The sequence below is a fragment of the Cupriavidus sp. 05N38 genome (assembly GCF_056397345.1).
Map to the genome: position 1 here is coordinate 15,841 of NZ_JBFTNF010000060.1, position 23,217 is coordinate 39,057.

Sequence of the window (23,217 nt, forward strand, 5' to 3'; positions counted from 1 at the left end):
CGCTCGCCTGGCCCAGACCGACAGCCTGTGCGAGAGTTATTGCGGTGTACCGGAAGGCTTCGGGCCCGGCAGCGCTGGCCATCCGAACCGGGCCGGCATGGTCCGCCTTCTGGGCGGGACTTTCCGAATGGGATCGGCGCAGGGGTATCGCGAAGAGCACGAGGTCTCGCCCGGTCCCGGCGGGGAGATGGCGGCCTTGCCGATGACGATGTGTTCGAAGCCGGCCGGTGGATCGAGATATATGGCTTGTGCTGAAGTCATGGCATTCCGTCCTACCGACCGGAGCGATTCCGCCCGGTGGGGTTTCAATGGTGCATCGGACTAGACAATAACGGAACTGTTCACGTCAGCGAGAGTGTTCGCCCCAAGCATAGCCATATCTCGATCAACCTCGTCGCGCAAAAGAGTAATGGCGTGGCGAACGCCCTCCGATCCACCAACGGACGCAGCGTAGATAAAGGGCCGCCCCAGGAAGACAAAGCGGGCCCCCAGTGCCAGTGCTTTCAAAACATCACCGCCTCGCCGGATTCCGCTGTCCATCATGACGGTTGTCTTGTGCGCGACGCTTTCACAGATTTCTGGCAATACGGCAAGCGGCTCCACGGCACCGTCCAGTTGGCGCCCGCCGTGATTCGAGACGATGATGCCGTCGGCGCCCAAAACCACGGCGCGTTCTGCGTCGGATTTGTGCAAAATTCCCTTGATGACCAGATTGCCGCGCCATCTTTGCCGGATGCGTTCGATGTCCGTCCAGTTCAGGTGATCACGGCCTGTTGTGTCGCGAATCGCCGAAGCCGACAAGATCGGTGCGCCGCGCGTGGCAAAGGAGTTCTCAAAATGCGGCATTCCGCTCGAGAGGAGCGTTCTGGCGAACGTTCCCGCCAGCCAGCGTGGCCGGGACACGCCGTCGAATGCCAGGCGGACGGATGGCCGCAAGGGCAGCGAGAAACCAGTACGAACGTTGTTCTCCCGGTTGGCCCAGACGGGAATATCCACCGTCAGGACCAGCGTGCCGAACCCTGCCGCGCAAATCCGCTCAATAAGCGCGTCCCGACGCATGGCATCGCCCGGCAGGTACGCCTGGAACCACGTGCCTGGTGCGGCAGCGTGAACGTCCTCCATCGGAATCAGGGACGTGCCGCTCATGATTGCGGGTATCTGCTCTTCGCGCGCAGCTTGCGCCAGCACCACATCGCCACGGTAAGCGGCAATCGCGCTGATTCCGACGGGCGCTATTCCAAACGGAGACGCGTAACGCTGCCCGAAGATCTCGGTCGCTTGCGATCGTCCTGAGACGTCGACCAGGACCTTGGGGCGAAACCTGACCTCGTCGAATGCCGACCGGTTGGCGGTGAGCGACTTTGCATCCTCCGCGGCGCCGGCAATGTAGCCAAAGATAGGACGCGGTAGGCTTTTCCTTGCCGCGACTTCAAAATCGGCAAGCGAGAGGATCGGTCGTAGTCGTCGATGAATCTGACGGTTGGCGCCATAGGCAGGCTTGGCAGGTATTCCAGCGCTCGGAACGGCTTGGCTTTCTGCAACTTCTGTTAGAGATGTCATCTTGATTTGAAGTGTCTATCAGGCCCAACCGCTATCACTATCAGCCACGCCGGATCACATTGATAATCAGGCGAACGTGCCTCGCTGGCGCATCAGCTCGCGGAACAGCGCCGCATTTTTCTCGAACGGCGCGCGCCCGTGGAGGTAGAAATAGTTGTTCAAGACAACCAGGTCGCCGACGGGCAGCGACACTTCCCTTGTTCCCGGTGAAGCCTCCATGGAAGTCGACAGGTCGTTGAGAAATGCAGCCTCCTCGCGATTGCGAGGCTGTACGAACTGATCGATGAAGGACATCGACAAGCCGAACTCGTTCTGGAAGAAGAGCGGGCGCTCGACCCTATCGCTGACATTCTTGGATCCCGGCGCCTTGTAGAGGAACGGCTGCGTCCCGAGACGGTGACTGACAAACCTGCCACAGTCTTCCCAATCGTCCAGATGCAAGAATCGGGACTCCCCGCCAGTTGCATTCTGTTCTGCGAACTTCATCATCAACAGCCAGTCCGTCGCTTCGGTAACGAAGGTGCCATCGGTGTGCATCGTGAAGAGTCGATAGGCTTGGCGCAAATAGGAGTCGCTATCGTCCGTGTGCTTGACCACGAAGCGAGCATAGTAAGTKCCCGACATCGCATCGTGGTTGCCGGGGCCCAAGAGGTGCCCAATGGCAGTGCCGAAGCGAACGAAATCGTCGGCGTCCGTCGTCAGCCCCTGGAGGCCTACCGTAAAGCCACCGTGCTGCCGATCCTTCACAATGCCGTTGATGGTTGTAGCGAAGTCTTCGCCGATATGCTTCGCGATCAGGTCCGCGAGCCCGTAGCGCATGAAGGGAACATACTCGAGATTTTGAACATCGACCTTGCGTGCGTCATGCAGGAACCCAAGAACGGCATCGCGCTCAACGGTCACATGCAGGATGCGATGGTGATCTGGGTGGGCAGACACTTGGAAGCGGGACTCGTCATTGCTGGCAAGCACTGACGCAGGAAGCGGGGCATTCATTGGTAGCTCTCCGGGATGTTGTAGGGTGCTATTTCATCTGGAATCTTTGATATGATCCAGATAGAAAGCAGTAATCTTTGTTCCGCAATTGAGATTAAAACGATGATCGACGTTCGCCAGTTGCAGTGCTTCGTCGCCGTGGCGGAAGAGCTTCACTTTGCGAAGGCGGCAGATCGTTTAGGTGTCGCACAATCAGGGCTCAGCACCCAAATCCAGCGCCTTGAACAAGATTTGGGCGTCACGCTCTTGAACCGCAACAAAAGGAAGCCGGTGTCACTTACCGACGCGGGGCACCTGTTCCATGCCGAGGCTGTTGCTGCGTTGCGGCACATTGAGCGGGCCGACCAGGTGGGGCGCCTGGCTGCCCGAGGGCTGGCTGGCGTCATCCGTGTGGGCTATGTGGCATCTGGCGCAAGCAGCGGCCTGTTGTCCATGATGCTGAGCGAGTTTCGGAAAGCGCATGAGATGGTCCGGATCGAAGTCGTGCCAATGGAAACGCCAAGGCAGCTCGAAGCGCTCAGCGATGGCCAGATCGATGTGGGCATTGTCAGGCCCAGGCGACTCTATCCGGCTGGCGTTATCACGAAGGTCGTACAGACTGAACGTCTGCTGGCTGCAATGACAGCAAGCCATCCTCTTGCAAGGCGAGGGACAGTCTCAGCGCGGGCGCTAGCGGATCAATCGTTCATCGTCCCTCAGTTTACGGACGAGGAAGGCTTCGGCGATGCCCTATCCGCCCTGGGAAAAGCCGGAGGCTTCACGCCTCATCTGGAATATCGTGTCCAGGATTTCATCTCCGCAATCTGCCTCGCGTCCGCGGGATACGGCGTGGCCATCGTGCCTGAGTCGATGCAGAATTTCTCCCAGCCAGGCATCTTCTACACTCAGATCGCCGACTTCAAATTCTCAGTGCATCTGGCGCTGGCGCATAGGCGCCGGGAAATATCCCCGGCGGTACGAGCCTTTGTGCAACTCGGAACTGAGGCTCTCAATGGCCGTGCTTCGTAGACTCGGCAGCGCGCTCAGCCGTGTCGCGCTTCCGCGACGTAACACCATCTGCCGATGAGGAACACGGTGAAGGGCAGAATTGCCGCGAACGGTAGCCAGCGCAAGGCAACTTGAAGACCAACCGCGTCCGCTACCATACCGGTGATAAAGGGGCCTGCTGCGAGGCCCAATATATTGTTAAACAGCGTCAGAGTGGCAAATGCCGAGCCGTGAATGGCTGGCGGCGTGGCCCCGGCAATGATCGCGCTACAGGTGCCGAACGAGCTGGCAAGGAAGAACACCCCGGGCGCAAGGAGCGCGAGTTGCAGATTACCCTGTGGCAAACGGAATGCGATCGCCAGCAGAGTGCCTAACACGAGGCAGTAACCAATGGCCATGTTCCACCTCTTGAGCGACGAATCCCCGCTGATCCGATCGGTCATCACACCGCATATGAGTTGGCCCAGGCCGCTGACAAGGACAAGGCCGGCCGCCAGTGTGGCCGCTTCGCTGACAGGCATGCCCCAGTAGCGATTCAGGTAGCTGGGCAGCCACACGAACAGCGTGCCTTGAACGAAGATCTGCAGGGCGCAGCCGAGGTAGGCACAAAAGACAGACCGGGACGGGAACAGGCCAGAGAAATAAGCGCGCGGTGTCAGTTTCACATGCCCGTGCACCGCGGTTCCGTTTGCATTGTCCGGTTGCGCACTTGCGAGTTTTTTCTCGGTGACCACGAAGTAATAAATGATCACCAGCGCAAAGCCAAGGATCGCCATCAGGCCCATCGACCATCGCCAGCCAAAGTGCGTCGCGATGATGCCGGAAAGCGAAACACCGAGTACGGACCCAAACGCTGCGGCAGACGTGAAGCCGCCGGCAATGGTAGACCGCATGTGCCTGGGGAAGATGCTCATGAGCATAGCGAATCCGACACTTCCGTAGGCAGCCTCGCCGACACCAACGAACAAGCGTGCGACGAGCATCTCGTGGTAGGTGCTGGCGATGGCGCACSCGAGCGTGGCAACACTCCACACCGCCACCATCAGTGCAATGCTTTTGACGCRCCCCCAGCGGTCCGCGATGATGGAAAATGGGAGGGTCAGCACGCCGACCGTCAACGGCACCACGCTACTAATCGAACCGAGCTGGGTATCGGAAATCTGCCACTGCAATTTCAAGAGTGGAAACAAGGCATTGATCGCCTGCCGCGACATGTAGTCAGACAGTAGCAGGCAAAACATCAATGCAAAGACCACCCACGCGTAGGGTCGGGCACCAGTGGTGGCCGCAGCCGGCTCAGCCGGCATCGCGTTACTCGTAGACACGTTCAATTTCTGTCTCCTCAGGACCTCTAGCGTCGGATCATCTAGCCCGGCGCTACTTCCCGCTTTACCTTGCACGCCTTGAACTTGGCCATTTATGACAGTCATCCGCTGACGCAGGGGAGCCGAGGTCGGGGCCAACCTGCACGCTCTGGATATCTGAGCAGGGTTTTCCCTTTGCTTGCGCGAGTTGGTAATAACTTGTCGCGAACGGGCAAGCTGGTTGACCCGATGCGATTCGAGAATAGACGAACAAGCCTTTCTAAACACGTAAAGCATCGCAATCAAAAGGGATAGACATGAAGAAGCAGATCAATCACTCAGGATGGCGCGGTTGCGCCTTGGTAATTGGTGTTGGTGTTGGTGTCGCCGGGGGCRTGTCCGTGGCCCAAGCCCAGGAGGCTTGGCCCAGCAAGCCGATCCGTCTGGTGGTGGCGGGGCCTGCCGGCGGCAGTGCCGACGCGTTGGCTCGGCTGCTGGCGCAAGGCCTGCAGCAAAAGTTGAGTAAGCCCGTCATCGTAGAAAACAAGGCGGGTGCCGCCGGTGCACTGGCGATCGGCGATTTGCAGTCCAACGGCAAGGATGGCTATACCTTCCTGGTTATCCAGGGCGGTGTCGTGAGCGAAGCGCCGTTGGCCTACAAGGTTCATTACAAGCCCTTTACGGACCTGAAGCCCCTGGCCCAGATCAGTCGCACGGGGCTGGTGCTGGTAGCCAACAAGGATGTGCCCGTCTCCAACCTGAAGCAGCTGGTGGACTATGGCAGGTCGCAAAAGGACGGCCTCGTTTTCGCTTCCTATGCTACGGGATTGAAGGGCCACACGTCGGGCATACTGCTCGGGCAACTCACGCATGTGCCAATGCGGCATGTGGGCTACAAAGGCTCTCCTCCGGCGTTGAACGACCTGATGGGTGGCCACGTGCCCCTGATGTTCGATGGGGTGACTACCTCTTTGCCGCTGATCAAAGCGGGAAAGATCAAGGCGATTGCGTTGAACTATCCGACCCGGATCGCTGAATTGCCGGATGTGCCTACTTTCAAGGAGCTCGGTTACCCGCAACTGGCGCAAGCAGGGTGGTTCGCAGTGTGGTCCCGCCCGGATGTCGTACCGGCAGTCCAGGAGAAAATCCGCGAGATAACACTGGCGTATTTCAGGCAACCCGCAGTGCAGAACCACGTCAAGGACATGGGGATGGAGCAGGGGAGCGCCGCTACGTCCGAGGAGTTGATGGCGGACCTGAAGCAGGCATACCTGCAACAGTCCACGCTGCTGAAGTCCATTAACTACCAGCCAGACTAATAAGAGATTATTCGGCGCAAACTCGCCATTGCAGTCCGAATGGGCTTTGCGCAATCATTGAGCCAGTGTGCATGCGGCATCGTCGATCCGGCGATGTCCCATCGCTGGGGGAGGGGCTGGGGGATAGGGCGGGCTCTCGCCGCATGCGGACGTCTGGCGGAAAGCCGGCCGCCCGCCCTGCACTGGATGCTACGGCAGGTGAGCATACGGATCGTGGCCGTCGAGTCTGGCTGGTCGTCCTTAGCGGGCGCTGCCGTCTTCAAGTCCCGCAGGCCCGCTCCCTTTTTTTCTCGGCCTGCAGCACGCCGCGGTGGGTTCGGTCACGAGAGTTCGCGAATGAACTCATTGGCTTGCGGCCACTCGCCATAGCCTGAAGCGGGATTCAGATGCCCGACTTCGCCGAGTTCGACGAAGCGGCTGCCCCACGCCTGCGCCAGGCCGCGGGCGCGGTCGAGACGAGTCAGAGGATCGTTGCTGCTTGCCGCAACAATGCTCGGAAACGGCAAAGCGCAGCGAGGGATCGGCAGCCAGCCATGGTCGCCCAGCGTGTTGAGCGTCGGATAGCCGGCCGGCATGGACGTCTCGAGGTCGGCGGGTGCCGCAAGGAGGGCGCCGAGAATCTCACGTGTGGCGCCTCGGGCTGCCCAATGGGCGACCATCATCGCGCCTGCGCTGTGCGCCACGATGATCACCGGCCCCTCGACGGTGGCCAAAGCGCGATCGATCGCGTCGACGCGGGCAGCGCAACTCAGCTTGTCTTGCTCAAGCGGGGCGACGCTGACGACGCGAGGCAGCGCCGCCGCCAGCAGGGTCTGCCAGTGTTCCGCAACATGGTCACGCAGGCCAGGGACGATGAGAACGGTCGGTGCCGTAGAGGTCATGTCGATCTTTCAGTAAGGCGCGTCACCGATGATGGCGGTACGCTCCATCTTTCGGTGGCACGGTGGATAATCCATCACTGCGTAGTGCTKGGTTGAACGGTTGTCCCAGAACGCAACGCTGTTCTTCTTCCAACGAAAACGCACTTGGTATTCGGGGATGTTGGCCTGGCTGACCAGGTAGCTAAGCAAATTGCCGGCACCCGGCGCCTTGTCCAGCCCGAAGCGCACGTTGGCCGGCACATTGAAATTTGTGAAGTGCGTCGTAAAGCTTCCATTGACAAACAGCAATTTCTCTCCGGTTTCGGGATGGGTGCGCACAACCGGGTGCTCGGCGTCCGGGTACTGAGCCTTCAGTGCGAGACGCTTTTCGATCGGCATCGCGGCACCGAAGCTCGCCTCGATGCTGTGGCGCGCGCGCAATGTGGCGATCTTCGTCTTGATCTCCTCGGGCAACTGGTTGTAAGCCTCGACCATGTTGACCCACATCGTGTCGCCGCCCACAGGCGGACATTCGACGCAGCGCAGCACGCAGCCCATCGGAGGCTTTTCGCGCCAAGTGGCATCGGTATGCCAGGAATTCTCGTTGCGTTCGGGGGGGCTGTCCGGGGTCTTGTAGATCTGAACCAGTCCTGGGTAATCGGGATGGCTGCCTACCACCGGGTGGTCCTCCAGCTCACCGAAGCGGCGCGCAAAGGCTACGTGCTGCGCGCGCGTCATGTCCTGGTCGCGGAAGAACACTACGCGATGCTTTAGGAGCAGCGCCCGAATTTCCGCCATCTGTTGGTCGTCCTCGGCAGCCGCGCCAAGGTTGACGTTGCTGAGCTCCGCACCGATCGTGCATGTGATTGGCTCGACCCGGATCGAGTTGCCCAGCGAGGTTGCGCGGACCACTGCGGGTGCCGCCTTGAGGTGTTGAATCATGAACGTGTCTCCGCTTGTCGGTTAGGCCGATCGATCCTTGCGAGTTTGGATGTCGCGGGTATCTCCCGCTTGACAGTACATGACAGGGATTTATCATTCCATGTCAATGTCCTCCTAAGTTCTCCAATGGCGTCACTTGTCCGCGCTGCGGCCCTCACCAACTACAGCGAGGTCGCTCGAGCCTCCGGACTGGATCCGGTGCGGATGCTCTTTGACGCGGGCTTGAGTCCGAGCGTACTGTGCGAGCCGGACATCATGATTCCAGTCGAGTGTGTCGGAAGGCTGCTTCAGGCGTCCGCAACCATGTCAGGCAATGAGAGTTTCGGACTGTGCATGGCCGAGTCGCGCCTTTTGTCCAATCTTGGGCCGGTAGGATTGCTGATCCGCGATCAGGCGACGCTGCGCGACTCGCTTCGCATGCTGATGCGTTATCAAGCGTCGCTCAACAGTGCGTTGTCGCTGGCGGTCGAGGAGTGCGATGAACTGGTCATTATTCGCGAGGTGGTAATGGCTGGCAAAGCACATCAACCCACGCGTCAAAGGGTTGAACTGGCGCTAGGGGTCATGGTGCGTTTGATACGTCAACTCCACAAGCCCGACTGGGAGCCGCGGCGCGTATGCTTTGAGCACCCGGCGCCGCGCGATCTGAGTACGCACCGACGGTTTTTTGGCCCTTGCGTCGAATTCGACTATGACTTCAACTGCATTATCTGCGCGAAGGCCGACCTCGATGCACCCAACCCGTCCGCGGATCCGGCCATGGGGCGCTACGCGCAGCAGTTGATAGACGCGTCCTCCATGGCGCAGCAGGCGACAATGCCTGAGGACGTGCGGCGCATGATCCTGCTGCTGTTGCCCAGCGGGCGCTGCAGCATCGAACAAGTGGCTGAGCATCTGGGCGTGGTGTGCCGAACGGTCCAGCGCCGGCTGGCGGAGCATGGGCAAAGCTTCTCGTCGATCGTGAACGACATCCGTACGGAGCTCGCCATACGCCATGTCAACGAGAGCGATCGTCCGTTGACGGAGGTCGCGACCCTGCTCGGTTTTTCCGCGCCGAGCGGATTCTCGCGCTGGTATCACGTGCAATTTGGCTGCAGCCCGAAGGAGAGCAGGGCAGCACGCGGCACATTGCGCCGGCAGGCGGCACCGACCTGAGCATAGCCCTGGCAGAGCGTAAGCCGCGTCAGGCCCTGTCATGTACGGACGCTCTCTTTGCCGGATTCCGCAGGTCTTCCGTCTCGCCAGCCGCGCGACGCGTGGCGAATTGGCGTTCGAGCAACCTGCTCTCCACTCATCCTCTCTATCTGCAGGTTGCCAGCGAAGACCGCGATATCTGCTCGCAAGTATGGTCCCGCGAGGCAGCGGCTGTCCCGCCGGGAGACATCAGCGCGGGTTGGCAGAGTCTCTAGAGCCCGCGACCGTTCCCGATGGCGCGGCCGTTCGTGCTGCTGGCAGACGTCCGCCTGGCGCTACGAAAGTCCATTAGTGTGGCTGGACCCGACGTTCAAATGACTGCGTGGTCGAGCTGACTTACGACGCTTCATGGCCGGCTAATGCCGTTGCACAGGCGTGTGGTTTAAGGAAGTCGACGAAGCCTATTCCACCCAGGATTGTCACATCCAGGCACGCGGCGTGGCTTGGCGGAGGTAGCCGTCGCGGATATTGCACAAAGAACACCGGCGCAGCCACCGGTAGATACCCACTAGTTGACCAGCCTTGCGGCGAGCGTTCGCCGCCGGGCAGGGAGTTTAGTCGCCACTAAAGCCTAATGGCTCGCGGCGTAGGCTAACCGCGAGACGGAACAACCTTGAGTGGCGTAACCACAGCCTGCTCTGTTAATCTCACACAATTTTGTGTAGCTGCGACGACCTCGCAGCGAGCACCAAACAAGCTGTCGCCAATAGGAGCGACATTGCAACGGGAACGGGGAGCAGGGATGAAGGGGATAGTTTTCAATTTGCTGGAAGACGTGGTCATCCGGCACCATGGCGAGGACGCGTGGGATTCCCTGCTGGAAGGCGCGGACCTAGACGGCGCTTACACTTCCCTTGGCAGCTATCCCGATGACGATATCTACAAACTCGTCGGCGTCGCTGCACAGACGTTGGACATGACCCCGTTTGCCACCCTGCGCTGGTTCGGACGCGAGGCGATGCCTTTGCTTGCCAGCCGCTATCCTACCTACTTTAGCGCCCACACCACGACTCGCCCGTTCGTGCTCAGTGTCAATTCCATAATTCACCCCGAAGTCCGCAAGGTCTACCCGGGTGCGGACGTCCCGACCTTCGGCTTCCGCGACGAACCGGACGGGTCGCTGCTGATGACCTACCGTTCCGCGCGGCGTCTGTGCGCACTGGCACAAGGTTTTGTCGAAGGCGCGGCCGACCACTTTGGGGAAGCGCTGAGTTTTGACCACCTCCAATGCATGCATCAAGGTGACCAGAGCTGTCAGTGTCGGATTAGCTTCCTTGGCAAGAAGGCGAGCTAAGTTACCATGAACAGCGTTCAGCAGTTTGAGGTGGAGACCGAAAAACTGCGCCGGCGGCTCCAGCGTGAGCGCAAGGCGCGCATCGAGGCGGAAATCATCGCTGAGAAAGGGCTTCGCGAGCTCTATGAAAAACAACAGCAATTGCAGTTGTTGGAGGCTGTCGCAGACGCGGCCAATCAGGCGATATCCGTCGCCGATGCGCTTCAGTTTGCCGTACGTACGGTTTGCCAGTTCACCGGCTGGCAGATTGGGCACGCGTACCTTGTGGATGGCACCGGGGGCGAGCCACGCCTGCTCTCGACGTCCATCTGGCATGGCGTCGAGGGCGAGCGCTTTCATGATTTCTACCAAGCCACCGAGGCCGTGGACTTTCGGACCGGCGTTGGCTTGCCTGGTCGCGTACTTGCCAGCGCAACGCCTGCATGGGTCATGGACATTGCCCGGGACCCCTATTTCTCCCGCGCCGGCGTGGCTGAGCGGGTCGGGTTGCGGGCCTCCGCTGCCTTCCCGGTGCTGCTGGGCAGCGAAGTGACTGCGGTCCTTGAGTTCTTTGCCGACCGCGTGCTGGAACCGAACGAAAGGCTGCTGCACCTGATGGCGCAAGTTGGTACCCAACTGGGCCGAGTGGTCGAGCGCAAACGTGCTGAAGACCAATTGATTCACGATGCCTTCCACGACGCGCTTACCGGCCTGCCTAACCGTGCATTGTTTGCTGACCGACTTGCCCGTGCCGTTGCTCGCGGTATTCGCCATCGAGAAGTTACATTCGCAGTGCTCTTTGTCGACTTGGACCGTTTCAAGCTGGTCAACGACAGCCTCGGTCATCTGGCCGGCGACACCCTCATCATCCAGGTAGCGGGTCGCATGGCAAGATGTCTGCGTGAAAGCGATACGCTGGCTCGGATGGGGGGCGATGAATTCACGATTCTGCTGGACAGCGTGGCCGACGTGAATGACGCGGTACGCATGACCGAACGATTGATGCGGGCCTTCGAAGCGCCTTTCCAGATAGAAGGCGAGGAGCTCTACGCGAGCGCCAGCATCGGCATCGCCATCAGTTCCTTGGGCTACGAATCGGCCGAGGAAATTCTTCGGCATGCGGACCTGGCGATGTATCGGGCCAAAACGCTGGGCAAGAGCCGCTACGAAGTCTACGACCACACCATGCACGAGCATGCCGTGAGTCGCCTCGCACTGGAAACCAGCCTGCGGCGTGCCCTGCAGAATAACGAGTTTGTCCTGCACTACCAGCCCGTCGTCACCTTGGACAATGAGGRAATTGTCGGTGTGGAAGCGTTGGTGCGCTGGCGCAAGTCGGAAACGGAGCTGGTCTATCCTGCCGACTTCATCCAGGTGGCAGAAGATACCGGCCTGATTCTGTTCCTCGGCATGTGGGTGCTGCGCGAGGCTTGCAAAACGATGGCCCACTGGCACAAGGAGTATCCCCGTACACCCGCACTGACGGTCAGCGTCAATGTCTCCGCGCGCCAGTTTGCCCAGCACGACTTTGTTCAGCATGTGGGCAGAGTGTTATCGGACACCGGCATCAATCCACGCACGGTCAGGCTGGAGATTACGGAGAGCATTACCATGGTGGATTCGGAACGGACCGTCGCCGTGCTCACGCAACTTCGTGAACTAGGGGTGCGTATCAGCATCGACGATTTCGGCACGGGTTACTCCTCCCTCAGCTACCTGCACCGCTTCCCGCTGGATATTTTGAAGATTGACCGGTCCTTTGTGGCTCAACTCGACCGTGGCCATGAAGGCTTGCAAGTTGTGCAGACCATCATGAGTCTGGCCCGCAACCTCGGCATCGAGGTGGTCGCCGAGGGTACCGAAACGCAAAGGCACGTGACGCACCTCAAGTCGCTGGGCTGCGATTTCGGGCAAGGCTATTTTTTCTCCAAGCCCCTGGAATCGGTCGCCCTTTCTGCGCTGCTGGAGGCGCAAGTGCCACAGAATACTGAGGCAACGCTCGATATTGACGCGTGTGATTCTTCCGCGGCCAATTGAGCGCGCGGCAAGTAGACTCGAGGCGGCGGGCTTGCCTCCACAGGAGAGTGACAGTTCCATTTTTTGGCCTTTGGATTTCGATGCGGCATTTTTGAGATGCGGCCCAACTTCTCGGCAAGTGCCTCACCGCCGCGGCCACAAGGTTTGCGCTTTCGTGCGCTGCAGCAGTCGACGGTGGCCGTAACCCTTTCACAGTCTTCTCCGGAGCCCAGATTCTTCCCACAGCCATAGGAAGACCGGCAAGTAACTTGGGCGCGCCCCCAAGAGGGCCTGCGTCCAAGATACGCCCTTGTGCTCTGCAGAGCATACGGGCGTATCCCGGCCAACCCTCCTTCTTAGGCTCGCGAGTACCAGCACCGGTGCGACGAATAGTGCCACCTGGACGCTCGAGCCGACCGCAATGGAGAACGAGAGGTCGACGCGATTTCTCATGGCTGCGGTAATGGCCGATGCATGCTCGGCGGCATTTGCCAGGATCGCCACCACGAAAACACCGACGAATATGTCGCTGAGGGCGTAGTCGCGCATCATGGGGGCAAGCGCACCCACCATGATCTCGCTCATCCACGCCGTCCCTACGGTGGCCGCTGCGCGTGTCGCAATCGCCCGCGCTACGGACGAGGAGGGTTGATTCTCCACGCCTTCCGGAACTACCGTCTCCGTTTCGTAGGCGCTGCGGTACAGCACGAGGCGAGCGCCGGCATTCCATGCGCCCCGCATCGATCGTCCCAATGCGGCCGCGGGGCGCTCCTCCGAAGACATCGAACTTCCTTAACTCGTTAGTCGAAAGAATTCATCACGGCATCCCCGCAAGTCGGATAACCGGGGATATGCTCGCCTAAACCTTGCGCGATCGGGTGATGCGAACGAAGCCGCTTGAGGGTAATCAAGCGAAAGATGCCGCATGATGGTGACCCGGTCCGACACCGATGAAGCAGATCGCTACCGAGATGAACGACAAGGACTGGAGGGTACAGACGGGGAGGGGCAGAGGTAGGGTAAGACCGCGAATAAGCCCGACAACAGCGCCGACGGCAGACGCCGGTCAGCGCAGCATCGATGAGCGGCTGCATTGTCCCTTTGCATTCCTGTCCTTCTTTTCCTTTAGTGAGGCCGACGAAATGCCTCTCAGTTTCTAATTGCATGAGGACGGAGAGCCACGATGAATCCGATGTTCACTGTGCTGCTTACCGGCCTCATCGCATTGGGCACGGCTAAAGCGCTTGCGGATTCTCCCAAGGCGGCTCGCGCGCAGGAATTGGCTGCTACCGCCGACACCATAGGACAGGAGCCCGGCAGTGCGGATTTCATGCGGGTCACCTCCGTTGAAGGTATCACCGAGTATCGACTGCCCAACGGACTACGTGTCCTGCTGGCACCGGACGACTCTGTCCCCCGCACAACTGTGAACATCACTTACCTAGTCGGCAGCCGGGACGAAGGGCGAGCGGAAGCGGGCATGGCTCATCTGCTCGAGCACATGATGTTCAAAGGGACGGACACCCTGACGGCCGCTTCTCTGCGGGAAGAGTTTGCACGCCGTGGCATGAGCGCCAACGGCACGACTACCGTCGACCGCACCAACTACTTCGCCACCTTTCCGTTCAGTGAGGACAACCTGGATTGGATACTGCGCATGGAAGCGGACCGGATGGTCAACAGCCGACTCGAGGCGGTCGACCTGCGCAGCGAAATGCCCGTGGTCTTGAATGAGATGGAGATCGGACAAACTCAGCCGCAGAGGGTATTGCTTCTGGCCTTGAATGCCACTGCCTACCAATGGCATCCTATGGCAGAGCTACTATCGGCACGCGACATGATCTGGAGAACGCTTCAATTCCGCTGCTACGCGCGTTTTACAAGCGCTACTACCAGCCCGACAATGCCGTGCTGGTGGTTGGCGGCACGTTCGATCCGGCATGGGTGCTGGCTACCATCGCCCGCCATTTCGGTCCGATTCCCCGTCCCGAGCGCACACTCATGGCCGCTGTCACCGCCGAGCCCGCGCAGGAAGGTGAGCGTCTCGTGACGCTGCTCCGGGCAGACGACACCCGAATCATCGGCGCGATGTATCACGTTCCGCAAGCCGCGCATCCCGACGCTGTGCCGATGTGGCTGCTGCTCCAGGTGCTGAGTGGCCCCTCGGGTGGGCGTCTGAACAAGAGTCTGGTCGATGCCAGGAAGGCCTCCAGCGTATCGGCGGAGATCGGCGCCATGCGTGACCCCGGCACGGTTCTCTTCCTTGTTGAAGTCTCTAAGGGGAAATCGCTGGAGTTGGCCAACGAGGCCTTGCTGGAGCAGGTCGAAGGTCTCGCAGAGCGTCCGGTGACTACCGTCGAGCTCGAGCGCGTGCGCGTCGATGCGCGCAATGCGATTGACAGGGTGTTCAGGAACCCCGACGCGCTGGTTATGCAGTTGTCCGAAGCGATTGCATGGGGGGATTGGCGTCTGTGGTTCCTTCTTCGCGATCGCGTGGAGAATGCTAGCGTCGAGGACCTGCAGCGTGTGGCCATGCGGTATCTGCGACGTGCAAACCGCACGGAAGGCAGGCTGATTCCGGGCGAGCAACCACAACGCGTCGAGATGCCGCCGCCTACAGATCTTGCGCACCTGCTTGATGGCTATCGCGGCAAGCCCGTGGCCGCGCCGCCACCGCAATTCGATCCCGCCCCGGAGAACATCGAGGCGCATACGCAACGGTTCACGTTCTCCAACGGAATGAAATTGGCAATGTTGAGTCGCCCAACTCGCGGTGACATTGTCACCGGAATGTTAATTCTGAACATGGGTACGATCGACAGTCTTAAGGGGAGGGCTCCTGTCGCCGAGCTGACTGCCGCCGCGTTGACCCACGGTGCGGGCGGCCGCGACCGCGAGCAGCTCGCGGACTTGCTCGCCAGGCTCAAGTCCACCGTCAACATCACTGCGCAAGCGGATCGCGTGACGATTCGATTCGAAACGCACAGAGACCAGCTCGCAGACTTCCTTCCGGTGTTGCACGATATCCTGCGTAAGCCCGCTCTGGACACCACCGATTTTGACGACATCAAGCGCTCCAGCATCGCCGAGATCGAGCGCGTCGGCAATGCCCCGGGCATGCTGGCGTCTGTCACGATGGACCGACACGACAATCCCTACCCGCCTGGCGATCCGCGCCATACGCAAGATCAGCGTGAGCGCATTGCAGGCGTGGACGCGACGCGCGTGGATGACATCCGTGATTTTCATCACAGGTTCTACGGCGCCAGCCACTCGCAGTTGGCGCTGGTGGGCGACTTCGACGTAGACGGCGCGAAAGACCAACTCGAGAAGCTGTTCGGTGACTGGAGCGCCTCCGAGCCCTATGTCCATGTCGATCGGCCCTACCGTCCGATCACTCCTGCGACATTGACGGCCAAAACCACGAACAATGCTAGCGCCATCTACTTGGCCCGCATACCGATGGCCGTGACCATGAGCTCAGCCGACTATGCAGACCTCGCCATCGCCGATCGAATCTACGGTGGCAAGTCACTGCGTGGCAGGCTATCCGAAAGGCTCCGTCAGAGCGATGGCATCAGCTATTCGGCCGGTAGCTCCTTGCAGATCAACGCGATCGACACGGCAGGCAGTTTCACCATGCAGGCTTCCTTTGCGCCGCGCAACCTGGAGCGCGTCAAGCGTGCCGCCGAAGAGGAGCTCGCGCGCTTCGTGCGGGACGGAATCACGGCAGAAGAGCTTGCCGACGCAAAGAGCGGATTGCTTGAACAAGGCACCATTGCGCGAACGCGGGATAGCGTACTGGCACAAAACCTGGCCGACCAACTGTCCGTTGGCCAAACCATGGACTTCACCGCAGAGCAGGAACAGCACGTGCGCACGGCCACAGTCGCCTCGGTCAACGCTGCGATCCGCAAATACATCGTGCCGAAGCGTGTCATCAGCGTATTTGCCGGCGACCTGAGGTCCGGAGCGGCGAAAGCCGCGCCGGCATCGAGATAACATACCCTCGCCAGAGCGCGCTTCCTCACCCTCGCTGAGCAAGAAGCTACCGGCTTGGCGCTGTGGCGGTCTATTCTTTACCTGCGGCGGGATTCTTGTGGGGGTATCCCCGGAATGTCCCGATATATCAACTGGTTGTCCCATAATGTCAAATGGCCGGCCGCGTTCTCGCCAATACTAGTGCGGGTACCTAGGAGGACTCCGCTGTTACCTGAATTGCGCTCTGGAACAATGCGATTGCGAACTGCAAAGCAATTTCACTCTGCCGGTACGCCGTCACAAATCAATAGTTGAGGAGAAAAATGGTCCGACTGAACTTCCTTGTAACTGCCTTGGCCTTGTCGATAACCCTGGCTAACAGTGCCGTTATCGCGCAGCCTTCACAACAGACGACACCATCGACTTCGTCGGCTACCACGGATGTCAACGAAGTACCGCAGCCGCCCAAAGGAATGACGCCGGCCGAAAGAAAGAAGTGGTTCAGCGAACGCTTCAGGGAGGCCGATGTTGATCATGACGGCAAACTGACCCGTGAAGAAGCACGCGCTGGCATGCCTGAGGTCTACAAGCGCTTCGACCAGCTTGATACCAGGAAACGCGGTTACGTGACCGAGCGGCAAGTGGGTGCAGCCTGGTCAAAATTGATCAAGGACGATATGCAGAAGAAAAATCCAATCATCAACTAGGAGACCGCGCCAAAGCGGGGGCCGACGACCGGACCGCTGCTGAGAGGACAATGAGGCACCTGCATTCATGGCTTCCGATCCTGCGCCGGCGACCTCCGTCCTGCAACTTCGAATTGCTCTGCGCGGCTTGAGCCCGCCGGTCTGGCGGCGTTTGCTCATTCCTGAGCGCGTCACGCTGGCTCGGCTCCACGAGGTCATTCAGGCAGCCATGGGCTGGACAGACGATCACCTGCACCAGTTCATCATTCGTGGCCGGCGATATGGCGAAAGCCGCGATGGGGCTCTGCAATTTTCCGCGGCGGCAACCGCGCTGACGCCGGGCGCATTCGCTCTGTGCGAGCACGAGGCCTTCGTCTATGTGTACGACTTCAATGCATGGTGGCGGCACGATATCCGCGTCGAGCGGCGCGTGCTGAGGCAGGACATCGTGCGCGCTCTGATGGGCGGGCAGCAGGGCCCGTTCTCAGGAACTCTTCAAGAACCCCAATTAGGCAGTCGCTTTTCTACAAAGGCCGCAATCCCTTCACGCGCATCGTCGGTGTCTGCAACGCGACAGAACGTATCGACCGCGTAGGAAACACCACGACGGTAGTCGCTGTCGACGGCCCGATGGAATGCTGCTCTGCCAATGTTCATCGCAGATGCCGACTTGGCAGCTAGGGTCGAGGCCAGTAACCGCGCCTCCTCGAGTACCTCGTTCGCTGGCACGACACGATTCACGAGATGCAACGCCTGCGCTTCGTTCGCGCCGAAGGCACGCCCGGTGAAGAGCAGATCGAATGCCACGTGACGGCCGACAATGCGCGGCAAATGGGTGAAGTGGATTGCCGGGAGCATGCCGACTTCGATTTCGGGGTATCCGAAGCTGGCATCCTCGGCAGCCACAATCAGATCGCAGGAGATAGCCAGGGTCATGCCGCCTCCGCGCGCAGCTCCACTCACCGCGGCGATAGACGGCTTGCCCAGACGATACTGCGCTTCGGACAACTGGACGTAGAGCTTGTCCAGGAGCGTGTGAACGGTGTCCGCCGAAGCGCCTTGCAGTGCGGCAATATCAAGCCCGGCGCAGAATCGTTTCGGTACCGCACTCGCAACGATGACGGCCCGAACCGCGTCGTCAGAGGCCGCACGGTCCAAAGCCCGAATCAGCGCGTCGACCATCGGAACGGTGAGGGCATTGACAGGAGCGTTGTCGAGGAGGATTTCGGCGACGTGATCGCGGACAGTGTAGGTAACCAAGGACATAGTCTACTCAATACTGGTTTGGGGTCTAGGCGGCTGCGATCGCCGCAGCGGAGGTTACCGTGCCGGCGCGGTGCATACCTTCAATCTGCTCAGGCGTAAAACCAGCCTCGTGCAAGATTTCGTCAGTGTGTTCGCCGAGCAGCGGGGCTGGACGGCTTGCATGGCGTGCTTCTCGGCGGAAGCGCACGGGCAGGCCAACATTCGCGACGGTGCCCAGGACGGGATGCTCCGTCTCGACGATCAATTGTCGGGCCTGTACCTGAGGGTGCGCCAGAGCCTGGTCCAAAGTCTGGATCTGCGAGCAAGGCACGCCTATTTGCCGGAGCGCTTCCATCCAGTAAGCGAGCGGCTGAGTCGAGAGGCGCGACTGCACTAGATCGACCGTTCGGGAGAAGTTCCGTACCCGAGCGGCATTGGTAGCAAAGTCCGGATGGTCTACCCAGTCCTCGAGACCCGCCACAGAACAGAAGCGCTTCCATTGCGAGTCATTGCCAACTCCGAGCATCAGCGGCGCATCGGCTGCATCGAATGCCTGGTACGGTGACATCGACGGATGTGCTGTGCCCATCCGTTGTGGTGCTTTTCCGCTACGCCAGTAGTTCTGCGCCATATATCCCATGAAGCCGAGGGCGGTCTCCATAAGCGCCACTTCCAGATAGGTCCCTTTTCCGGTTGTGTGTCGTTCGAGCAGGGCAGCCAGGATGCCACTGAGGGCGTGCATGCCTGTGCCGATGTCAACGGGCGAGAAGCTCGCCCGTGCAAACTTCCCGCCGGGCTCCCCCATGGTGCTGATCATCCCACTGAATGCTTGCAACATCACGTCATAGCCGGGCTCGTTACCCAGGGGGCCATCGCGCCCGTAGCCGGATATCTCGCAGTAGATCAACCGGGGATTCACGGCGCTCAACGTGTCGTAGTCCACGCCGAGTTTCTTGGCGGTACCGCCACCGAATCCCTGCAATACCACGTCAACGTTGGCCGCCAGTTCTTGCACGACGCGTTGGCCGGCTTCGGTTTTGAGATCTAGCGCGATGCTGCGCTTGTTGTGATTGACGGCCAGGAATACGGCAGACTGGCCCGCATCCTGAGGAAGCCAGCCGCGCGTGTCGTCGCCCGAACCCGGCGGCTCGACTTTGATGACATCTGCGCCCAGCTCACCGAGGTATTGGCCGCATAGGGGGCCGGCCAGGACCTTGCTCAGGTCCAGAACCCGAATGCCTTTCAATGGTTGCATGGTTTGAGTTTCCTTTTTATTCCGGCTGGATGCCAAGACCGCGCGCGATGTTCGTCCAACGCTCGGCGTCTGTTCGGACGAAGCTGACGAGCTGGTCGGGACGTGTCGGCATCGGTTCGGCGCCGCGATTGCGTAGCGCTGCAACGTAATCGGGGTCGTTGACTGCCTTTGCCGCAGCCGCTCGCAGGCGGTCTACGACCGCCTTAGGCGTCTGCGCGGGGGCTTGCAGGGAGAACCAGAACTTCAGGTCCGCGCCTGGATATCCCGCCTCCTTGAGCGTCGGCACGTCCGGYAGCATCGGAGAGCGCTGCGAAGAGGTAATGGCAAGTGGCTTCAGCTTGCCGCCCTGGATCTGGCCGATGCACGTAGTGAATGAGTCGAACACAAAGTCGACCTGGCCGGCCATCACGTCCGTGAGAGCCGGGGAGCTACCTTTGTACGGCACCGCTACCGCTTTGAAGTCAGCCTTTTTCTGCAGCAGAGAGCCATAAATGTGCGGTGATGATCCAGCGCCAAAGGTTGCGTAGGTCAGAGCGTCGGGCTTCGCCTTCCCGAATTGGACCAGATCGGCAAGCGTCTTTACCTTGAGTTTGTCGGGATGGATCACTAAGACGTTCGGCATCGAGCCTGTCGTCGCGATGGGCACGAAATCTCGTCCTGGCAGGAAGCGCGCATGCGGGTACATCAGCGGGTTCACAGCTTGCATCGCTACGGTGTTGTGCAGCAGGGTGTAGCCGTCATTGCCGCTATCGAGCACATGCTGGGCGCCAATGTTGCCGCTGGCACCAGGGCGATTGTCGATGACGACTGGCTGGCCCAATTCTTTTGACAGGGCCGTCGCCAATAGGCGGGCAATGAAGTCGGTGGGCCCGCCAGCAGCAAACGGCACAACGATCCGGACGGGCTTGGTCGGCCAATCAGCGGCGAAGAGGGGGCTTGCCATTACGGAGGCGACTGCCCCCAGCAGCAATGTGCGTCGTGTCGGATTCATCATCGTGTCCTATGGTTTTGCCCGTAGCATGACGACCTGCCGGATATAAGTCCAAGACAAGTTTCGGATATCCGATATAAGATTTCGATATGGCCAATTCGCCGAGGCACTTCATGGCTCTCGAACTTCGTACCCTGCGGGGATTTGTCACAGTCTGCGCAGCGGGTTCCATTTCTCGCGCTGCCGAGCGCCTGCACATCGCGCAACCTGCGCTAAGCCTCCAGATGAAGAACTTGGAGGAGGAGTTCGGAGCGGCCTTGCTTGAGCGAACGCCGCGCGGGGTCGTGGCCACGGCCGCAGGCGAGATGTTGCTCGCACATGCGACCGATATCCTTCGGCGCGTGGAAGTGGCGTACGAAGACATTCGGACAGCGATCAAGCAACCGCAGGGGCGGGTAGCCGTCGGGTTACCGCAGTCGTTGGCAAAGCTACTGACCGTGCCACTCGTGAAGGAAGTCTGCGCGGAATGGCCGGGGATTGACCTGCAAATCATCGAACAGAGCACCGGATACATCCCGCAAGGGCTGCTGACCGGGCATCTGGATATTGGCATGACCTTCGGCGGTACGCCCGAGCCCGGGCTGCGCGCAGATCGGGTGCTCGAAGAACGCCTATTGCTTGTCGGGCCGCCCGGCGAGCTCTCGGCGCACGGTCGAAACGGAATCAACGCTGCTCTCAGCGTGCCGTTCTCGCGATTGGGTGACTACCCATTGATTCTTCCCGCCGGACTGCATGGTCTACGCAGCCTCATCGATCGGTTCAGCGCATCCCAAGACACCGAACTTCAGGTCATTGCGGAAGTGAATGCGATTCCGGAGCTCATAGCCCTTGCTGCTGCGGGGGCGGGCTTCACAATCCTGTCTCACGCGTCTGTACAGGAAGAGTGGCGAGGTGGCATCGTATCCTGTGCGCGAGTCGCTGAAGAGGGGTTCACGCGACAGGTCTACCTTTGCCGGGCCGCGACGCTACCCGCGTCGTTGGCCGTGACGACGGTATGGCAGCGTCTTCTCGCAATAACTGGGCGGTTGGTAGACGGCGGACAGTGGCCAGTCCATTGCTTTAACGCGCGCGGGGATAGCGCTGGGAGTTAGTACTGAGAGGTTCAGGAAGTTCTCCCGCCCAGGTTCAGTACCTTGCGCCAGAATGAAGCTTGATGGGCTGCGGTGGTGGCGCCCAGCCTGCTCGGCAAGATTGCCATATGCGGTGGTCGCTCGGCTTCGGCTATGCATTGACGRCCCTTGGCGCAGCAGGGCGTTTTACTCCGAATCTTGAATATCGAGTGCAAGACTTCATTTCAGCAATCAGTCTGGCATCGGCCGGTTATGGCGTCGCGATCGTGCCGGAATCGCGATGCAGAGCTTTTCCCAGCCCGGAATCGTGTACTAGCGTATCGCGGACTTTCACTTTCCGATTCAGTTGGAGTTGCCGCACCGGCGTCGCGAGATATCACCTGCAGTGAGGTCTTTCGTTCAACTAGCCCTCGCTACGCGCAAGCCAAGAACCAATCGCTAGCCCGCGTGAGGCGCTGGCACGACACCAGCGCGCGTCGAAGGCTTCTCTGACCATAGCTTCGCCTTGGCCTTCAGCCGCCAACAAACTTTGTGTACCGGTACTCTCTGCTATGCACGAATATCACGTGTTCTGATCGAGATTCGGTGCGCCGACTCTGTACCGACTCGGCGCCAAGTGCCCGATAGTTTTTCGATATACCCGAATCGCCATTCCATATTAGTCAGACTGCGGTCCTATCCATAGACTGAACACAGTCTCATTCAACAGGAGTCGAAATGGACAAGAAGCGGGTTGACCTCTACTGGGATGTAGGTAGCACCAACACCTATTTTGCGATCAAGCTGTTCAAGCCGATCCTCGAGCGCCACAACGCCGAGCTCGTCCTGCATCCCTACAATCTGGGGTACGTATTCCGGAACAATGACTACGAACTCATGAAAGAGTCGAAGGCAAAGCTTCGTTATCGCAAGCGAGATCTGATGCGCTGGGCCGAGAAGTACAATATTTCGTTCCAGATCCCCCGGCAATTTCCCATCAAGTCCAGCAGGGTTCTCCGTGGATCTCTCGCAATGCGACGAAAGGGCTTGGAGTTGGCGTTTGTCGAGCAGGTCATGGAGGCGTACTGGGAACGCGGTGACGCCAGCATCGTCGAGTATGCCGGGTTGCGACTGATTGTCGAGTCTCTTGGCGTAGACTTCGCATGGTTCGAAGAGGTCGCCGGAAGCGAGGAGATCGGCGCCGAACTTGCTCAAAGCACGGACTCAGCCGTTGAGCGGGGAGTCTTTGGCGTGCCGATGATGTTCGTGGGTGACGAGATGTTTTGGGGAAAGGACCGCCTCGATTTTATGGAGGAGGAGCTTGCGCGGGTAGCGTAGGCGAGATCCGCGACGGGTTGGCCAGCGACGCCGTGCCTGCGCTGGCCACGCCAGTCCATCAGAATTATGGACCTATCCAACGGTGCGCGGTCGCTCATCGACCTACCCGGATTCCCACCTTGCTTCGGCAGACGGGCTCGTCAAATCGACGTCACTCCGTTCGCAATCTCGACGCCGGACCAAGACTGACCTCGCATTGCCTCAAATCCCTTTTCCAAAGA

At 60.0% G+C, this 23,217-nt stretch carries 19 protein-coding genes and 1 pseudogene; 11 read left to right on the plus strand and 9 right to left on the minus strand.

Going from position 1 to position 23,217, the window contains the following annotated elements:
• Window positions 1–321: 321 nt before the first annotated feature.
• Complete coding sequence (locus tag AC1DK4_RS31475; protein WP_441622033.1) at window positions 322–1,560, minus strand: alpha-hydroxy acid oxidase; 1,239 nt, start codon at window positions 1,558–1,560, stop codon at window positions 322–324.
• Window positions 1,561–1,626: 66 nt separating this feature from the next.
• The gene (glaH, locus tag AC1DK4_RS31480; RefSeq protein WP_441622035.1) at window positions 1,627–2,556 is read right to left on the minus strand and encodes a glutarate dioxygenase GlaH; all 930 of its coding nucleotides are present in this window, start codon (window positions 2,554–2,556) and stop codon (window positions 1,627–1,629) included.
• A gap of 51 nt (window positions 2,557–2,607) precedes the next feature.
• Between glaH and AC1DK4_RS31485 the strand changes: the two genes are divergently transcribed.
• Window positions 2,608–3,564 (plus strand): LysR family transcriptional regulator, encoded by a 957-nt coding sequence (locus AC1DK4_RS31485; protein WP_441622037.1) that lies wholly within the window; start codon window positions 2,608–2,610, stop codon window positions 3,562–3,564.
• Between the two features lie 14 nt (window positions 3,565–3,578).
• Here the strand turns inward: AC1DK4_RS31485 and AC1DK4_RS31490 are convergent, their stop codons facing one another.
• Window positions 3,579–4,874 carry an MFS transporter gene (locus AC1DK4_RS31490; RefSeq protein ID WP_477132001.1) on the minus strand — a complete coding sequence of 432 codons (1,296 nt, stop codon included), beginning with the start codon at window positions 4,872–4,874 and terminating at the stop codon, window positions 3,579–3,581.
• Window positions 4,875–5,164: 290 nt separating this feature from the next.
• On the opposite strand from AC1DK4_RS31490, the gene AC1DK4_RS31495 reads away from it, so the two are divergent.
• On the plus strand, window positions 5,165–6,166 hold the full coding sequence (locus AC1DK4_RS31495) for a Bug family tripartite tricarboxylate transporter substrate binding protein (RefSeq protein WP_477132002.1): 1,002 nt from the start codon (window positions 5,165–5,167) through the stop codon (window positions 6,164–6,166).
• A gap of 320 nt (window positions 6,167–6,486) precedes the next feature.
• On the opposite strand, the gene AC1DK4_RS31500 is transcribed toward AC1DK4_RS31495, so the two are convergent.
• A complete protein-coding gene (locus AC1DK4_RS31500; RefSeq protein ID WP_441643533.1) occupies window positions 6,487–7,047 on the minus strand; it encodes an RBBP9/YdeN family alpha/beta hydrolase in 561 nt (186 codons plus the stop codon).
• Between the two features lie 9 nt (window positions 7,048–7,056).
• Window positions 7,057–7,968, minus strand: coding sequence for a TauD/TfdA dioxygenase family protein (locus AC1DK4_RS31505; RefSeq protein WP_477132003.1), 912 nt, complete (start codon window positions 7,966–7,968; stop codon window positions 7,057–7,059).
• 126 nt (window positions 7,969–8,094) lie between these two features.
• Between AC1DK4_RS31505 and AC1DK4_RS31510 the strand changes: the two genes are divergently transcribed.
• The 3 genes from AC1DK4_RS31510 to AC1DK4_RS31520 all read left to right on the plus strand — a co-directional run bounded on the left by AC1DK4_RS31510 (window position 8,095) and on the right by AC1DK4_RS31520 (window position 12,472).
• Window positions 8,095–9,123, plus strand: coding sequence for an AraC family transcriptional regulator (locus AC1DK4_RS31510; RefSeq protein WP_441622047.1), 1,029 nt, complete (start codon window positions 8,095–8,097; stop codon window positions 9,121–9,123).
• A gap of 781 nt (window positions 9,124–9,904) precedes the next feature.
• Entirely contained in the window at window positions 9,905–10,456 is a 552-nt protein-coding gene (locus tag AC1DK4_RS31515) for a heme NO-binding domain-containing protein (protein WP_441622049.1), read from the plus strand.
• A gap of 6 nt (window positions 10,457–10,462) precedes the next feature.
• A complete protein-coding gene (locus AC1DK4_RS31520) occupies window positions 10,463–12,472 on the plus strand; it encodes a putative bifunctional diguanylate cyclase/phosphodiesterase (protein ID WP_477132004.1) in 2,010 nt (669 codons plus the stop codon).
• Window positions 12,473–12,661: 189 nt separating this feature from the next.
• Here the strand turns inward: AC1DK4_RS31520 and AC1DK4_RS31525 are convergent, their stop codons facing one another.
• The gene (locus tag AC1DK4_RS31525; RefSeq protein ID WP_441622053.1) at window positions 12,662–13,234 is read right to left on the minus strand and encodes a calcium:cation antiporter; all 573 of its coding nucleotides are present in this window, start codon (window positions 13,232–13,234) and stop codon (window positions 12,662–12,664) included.
• A 547-nt stretch (window positions 13,235–13,781) separates the two neighbouring features.
• Between AC1DK4_RS31525 and AC1DK4_RS31530 the strand changes: the two are divergent.
• From AC1DK4_RS31530 to AC1DK4_RS31545, 4 genes and pseudogenes are all read left to right on the plus strand, one after another.
• Window positions 13,782–14,210, plus strand: a pseudogene (locus AC1DK4_RS31530) (M16 family metallopeptidase); the annotation flags it as partial.
• Window positions 14,211–14,251: 41 nt separating this feature from the next.
• Window positions 14,252–16,453, plus strand: a complete 2,202-nt coding sequence (locus AC1DK4_RS31535) for a M16 family metallopeptidase (protein WP_441622055.1) — start codon at window positions 14,252–14,254, stop codon at window positions 16,451–16,453.
• Between the two features lie 302 nt (window positions 16,454–16,755).
• Complete coding sequence (locus AC1DK4_RS31540; protein ID WP_441643534.1) at window positions 16,756–17,139, plus strand: EF-hand domain-containing protein; 384 nt, start codon at window positions 16,756–16,758, stop codon at window positions 17,137–17,139.
• 67 nt (window positions 17,140–17,206) lie between these two features.
• Window positions 17,207–17,713 (plus strand): plasmid pRiA4b ORF-3 family protein, encoded by a 507-nt coding sequence (locus AC1DK4_RS31545; protein WP_441622059.1) that lies wholly within the window; start codon window positions 17,207–17,209, stop codon window positions 17,711–17,713.
• On the opposite strand, the gene AC1DK4_RS31550 is transcribed toward AC1DK4_RS31545, so the two are convergent.
• From AC1DK4_RS31550 to AC1DK4_RS31560, 3 genes are read right to left on the minus strand one after another with little or no spacing between them, the layout of a single operon-like run.
• On the minus strand, window positions 17,614–18,384 hold the full coding sequence (locus AC1DK4_RS31550; RefSeq protein ID WP_441622060.1) for an enoyl-CoA hydratase/isomerase family protein: 771 nt from the start codon (window positions 18,382–18,384) through the stop codon (window positions 17,614–17,616). The genes AC1DK4_RS31545 and AC1DK4_RS31550 overlap by 100 nt on opposite strands.
• Window positions 18,385–18,409: 25 nt before the next feature.
• Entirely contained in the window at window positions 18,410–19,618 is a 1,209-nt protein-coding gene (locus AC1DK4_RS31555) for a CaiB/BaiF CoA transferase family protein (protein WP_441643535.1), read from the minus strand.
• 16 nt (window positions 19,619–19,634) lie between these two features.
• Window positions 19,635–20,609, minus strand: a complete 975-nt coding sequence (locus AC1DK4_RS31560) for a Bug family tripartite tricarboxylate transporter substrate binding protein (protein ID WP_441643537.1) — start codon at window positions 20,607–20,609, stop codon at window positions 19,635–19,637.
• Window positions 20,610–20,722: 113 nt separating this feature from the next.
• Between AC1DK4_RS31560 and AC1DK4_RS31565 the strand changes: the two genes are divergently transcribed.
• On the plus strand, window positions 20,723–21,700 hold the full coding sequence (locus AC1DK4_RS31565) for a LysR family transcriptional regulator (RefSeq protein ID WP_441622064.1): 978 nt from the start codon (window positions 20,723–20,725) through the stop codon (window positions 21,698–21,700).
• A 696-nt stretch (window positions 21,701–22,396) separates the two neighbouring features.
• Window positions 22,397–22,996: a 2-hydroxychromene-2-carboxylate isomerase gene (locus AC1DK4_RS31570; protein WP_441622066.1), complete on the plus strand. Its 600-nt coding sequence runs from the start codon at window positions 22,397–22,399 to the stop codon at window positions 22,994–22,996.
• The last annotated feature ends 221 nt before the right edge of the window (window positions 22,997–23,217 follow it).

What these genes read in the sequence shown, in the direction of transcription:
- AC1DK4_RS31475 (WP_441622033.1), bottom strand. Translation starts at nt 1,560, where the DNA reads ATGACATCTCTAACAGAAGTTGCAGAAAGCCAAGCCGTTCCGAGCGCT.
- AC1DK4_RS31485 (WP_441622037.1), top strand. Translation starts at nt 2,608, where the DNA reads ATGATCCAGATAGAAAGCAGTAATCTTTGTTCCGCAATTGAGATTAAA.
- AC1DK4_RS31500 (WP_441643533.1), bottom strand. Translation starts at nt 7,047, where the DNA reads ATGACCTCTACGGCACCGACCGTTCTCATCGTCCCTGGCCTGCGTGAC.
- AC1DK4_RS31510 (WP_441622047.1), top strand. Translation starts at nt 8,095, where the DNA reads ATGGCGTCACTTGTCCGCGCTGCGGCCCTCACCAACTACAGCGAGGTC.
- AC1DK4_RS31515 (WP_441622049.1), top strand. Translation starts at nt 9,905, where the DNA reads ATGAAGGGGATAGTTTTCAATTTGCTGGAAGACGTGGTCATCCGGCAC.
- AC1DK4_RS31525 (WP_441622053.1), bottom strand. Translation starts at nt 13,234, where the DNA reads ATGTCTTCGGAGGAGCGCCCCGCGGCCGCATTGGGACGATCGATGCGG.
- AC1DK4_RS31535 (WP_441622055.1), top strand. Translation starts at nt 14,252, where the DNA reads ATGGCATCCTATGGCAGAGCTACTATCGGCACGCGACATGATCTGGAG.
- AC1DK4_RS31540 (WP_441643534.1), top strand. Translation starts at nt 16,756, where the DNA reads ATGGTCCGACTGAACTTCCTTGTAACTGCCTTGGCCTTGTCGATAACC.
- AC1DK4_RS31545 (WP_441622059.1), top strand. Translation starts at nt 17,207, where the DNA reads ATGGCTTCCGATCCTGCGCCGGCGACCTCCGTCCTGCAACTTCGAATT.
- AC1DK4_RS31550 (WP_441622060.1), bottom strand. Translation starts at nt 18,384, where the DNA reads ATGTCCTTGGTTACCTACACTGTCCGCGATCACGTCGCCGAAATCCTC.
- AC1DK4_RS31555 (WP_441643535.1), bottom strand. Translation starts at nt 19,618, where the DNA reads ATGCAACCATTGAAAGGCATTCGGGTTCTGGACCTGAGCAAGGTCCTG.
- AC1DK4_RS31565 (WP_441622064.1), top strand. Translation starts at nt 20,723, where the DNA reads ATGGCTCTCGAACTTCGTACCCTGCGGGGATTTGTCACAGTCTGCGCA.
- AC1DK4_RS31570 (WP_441622066.1), top strand. Translation starts at nt 22,397, where the DNA reads ATGGACAAGAAGCGGGTTGACCTCTACTGGGATGTAGGTAGCACCAAC.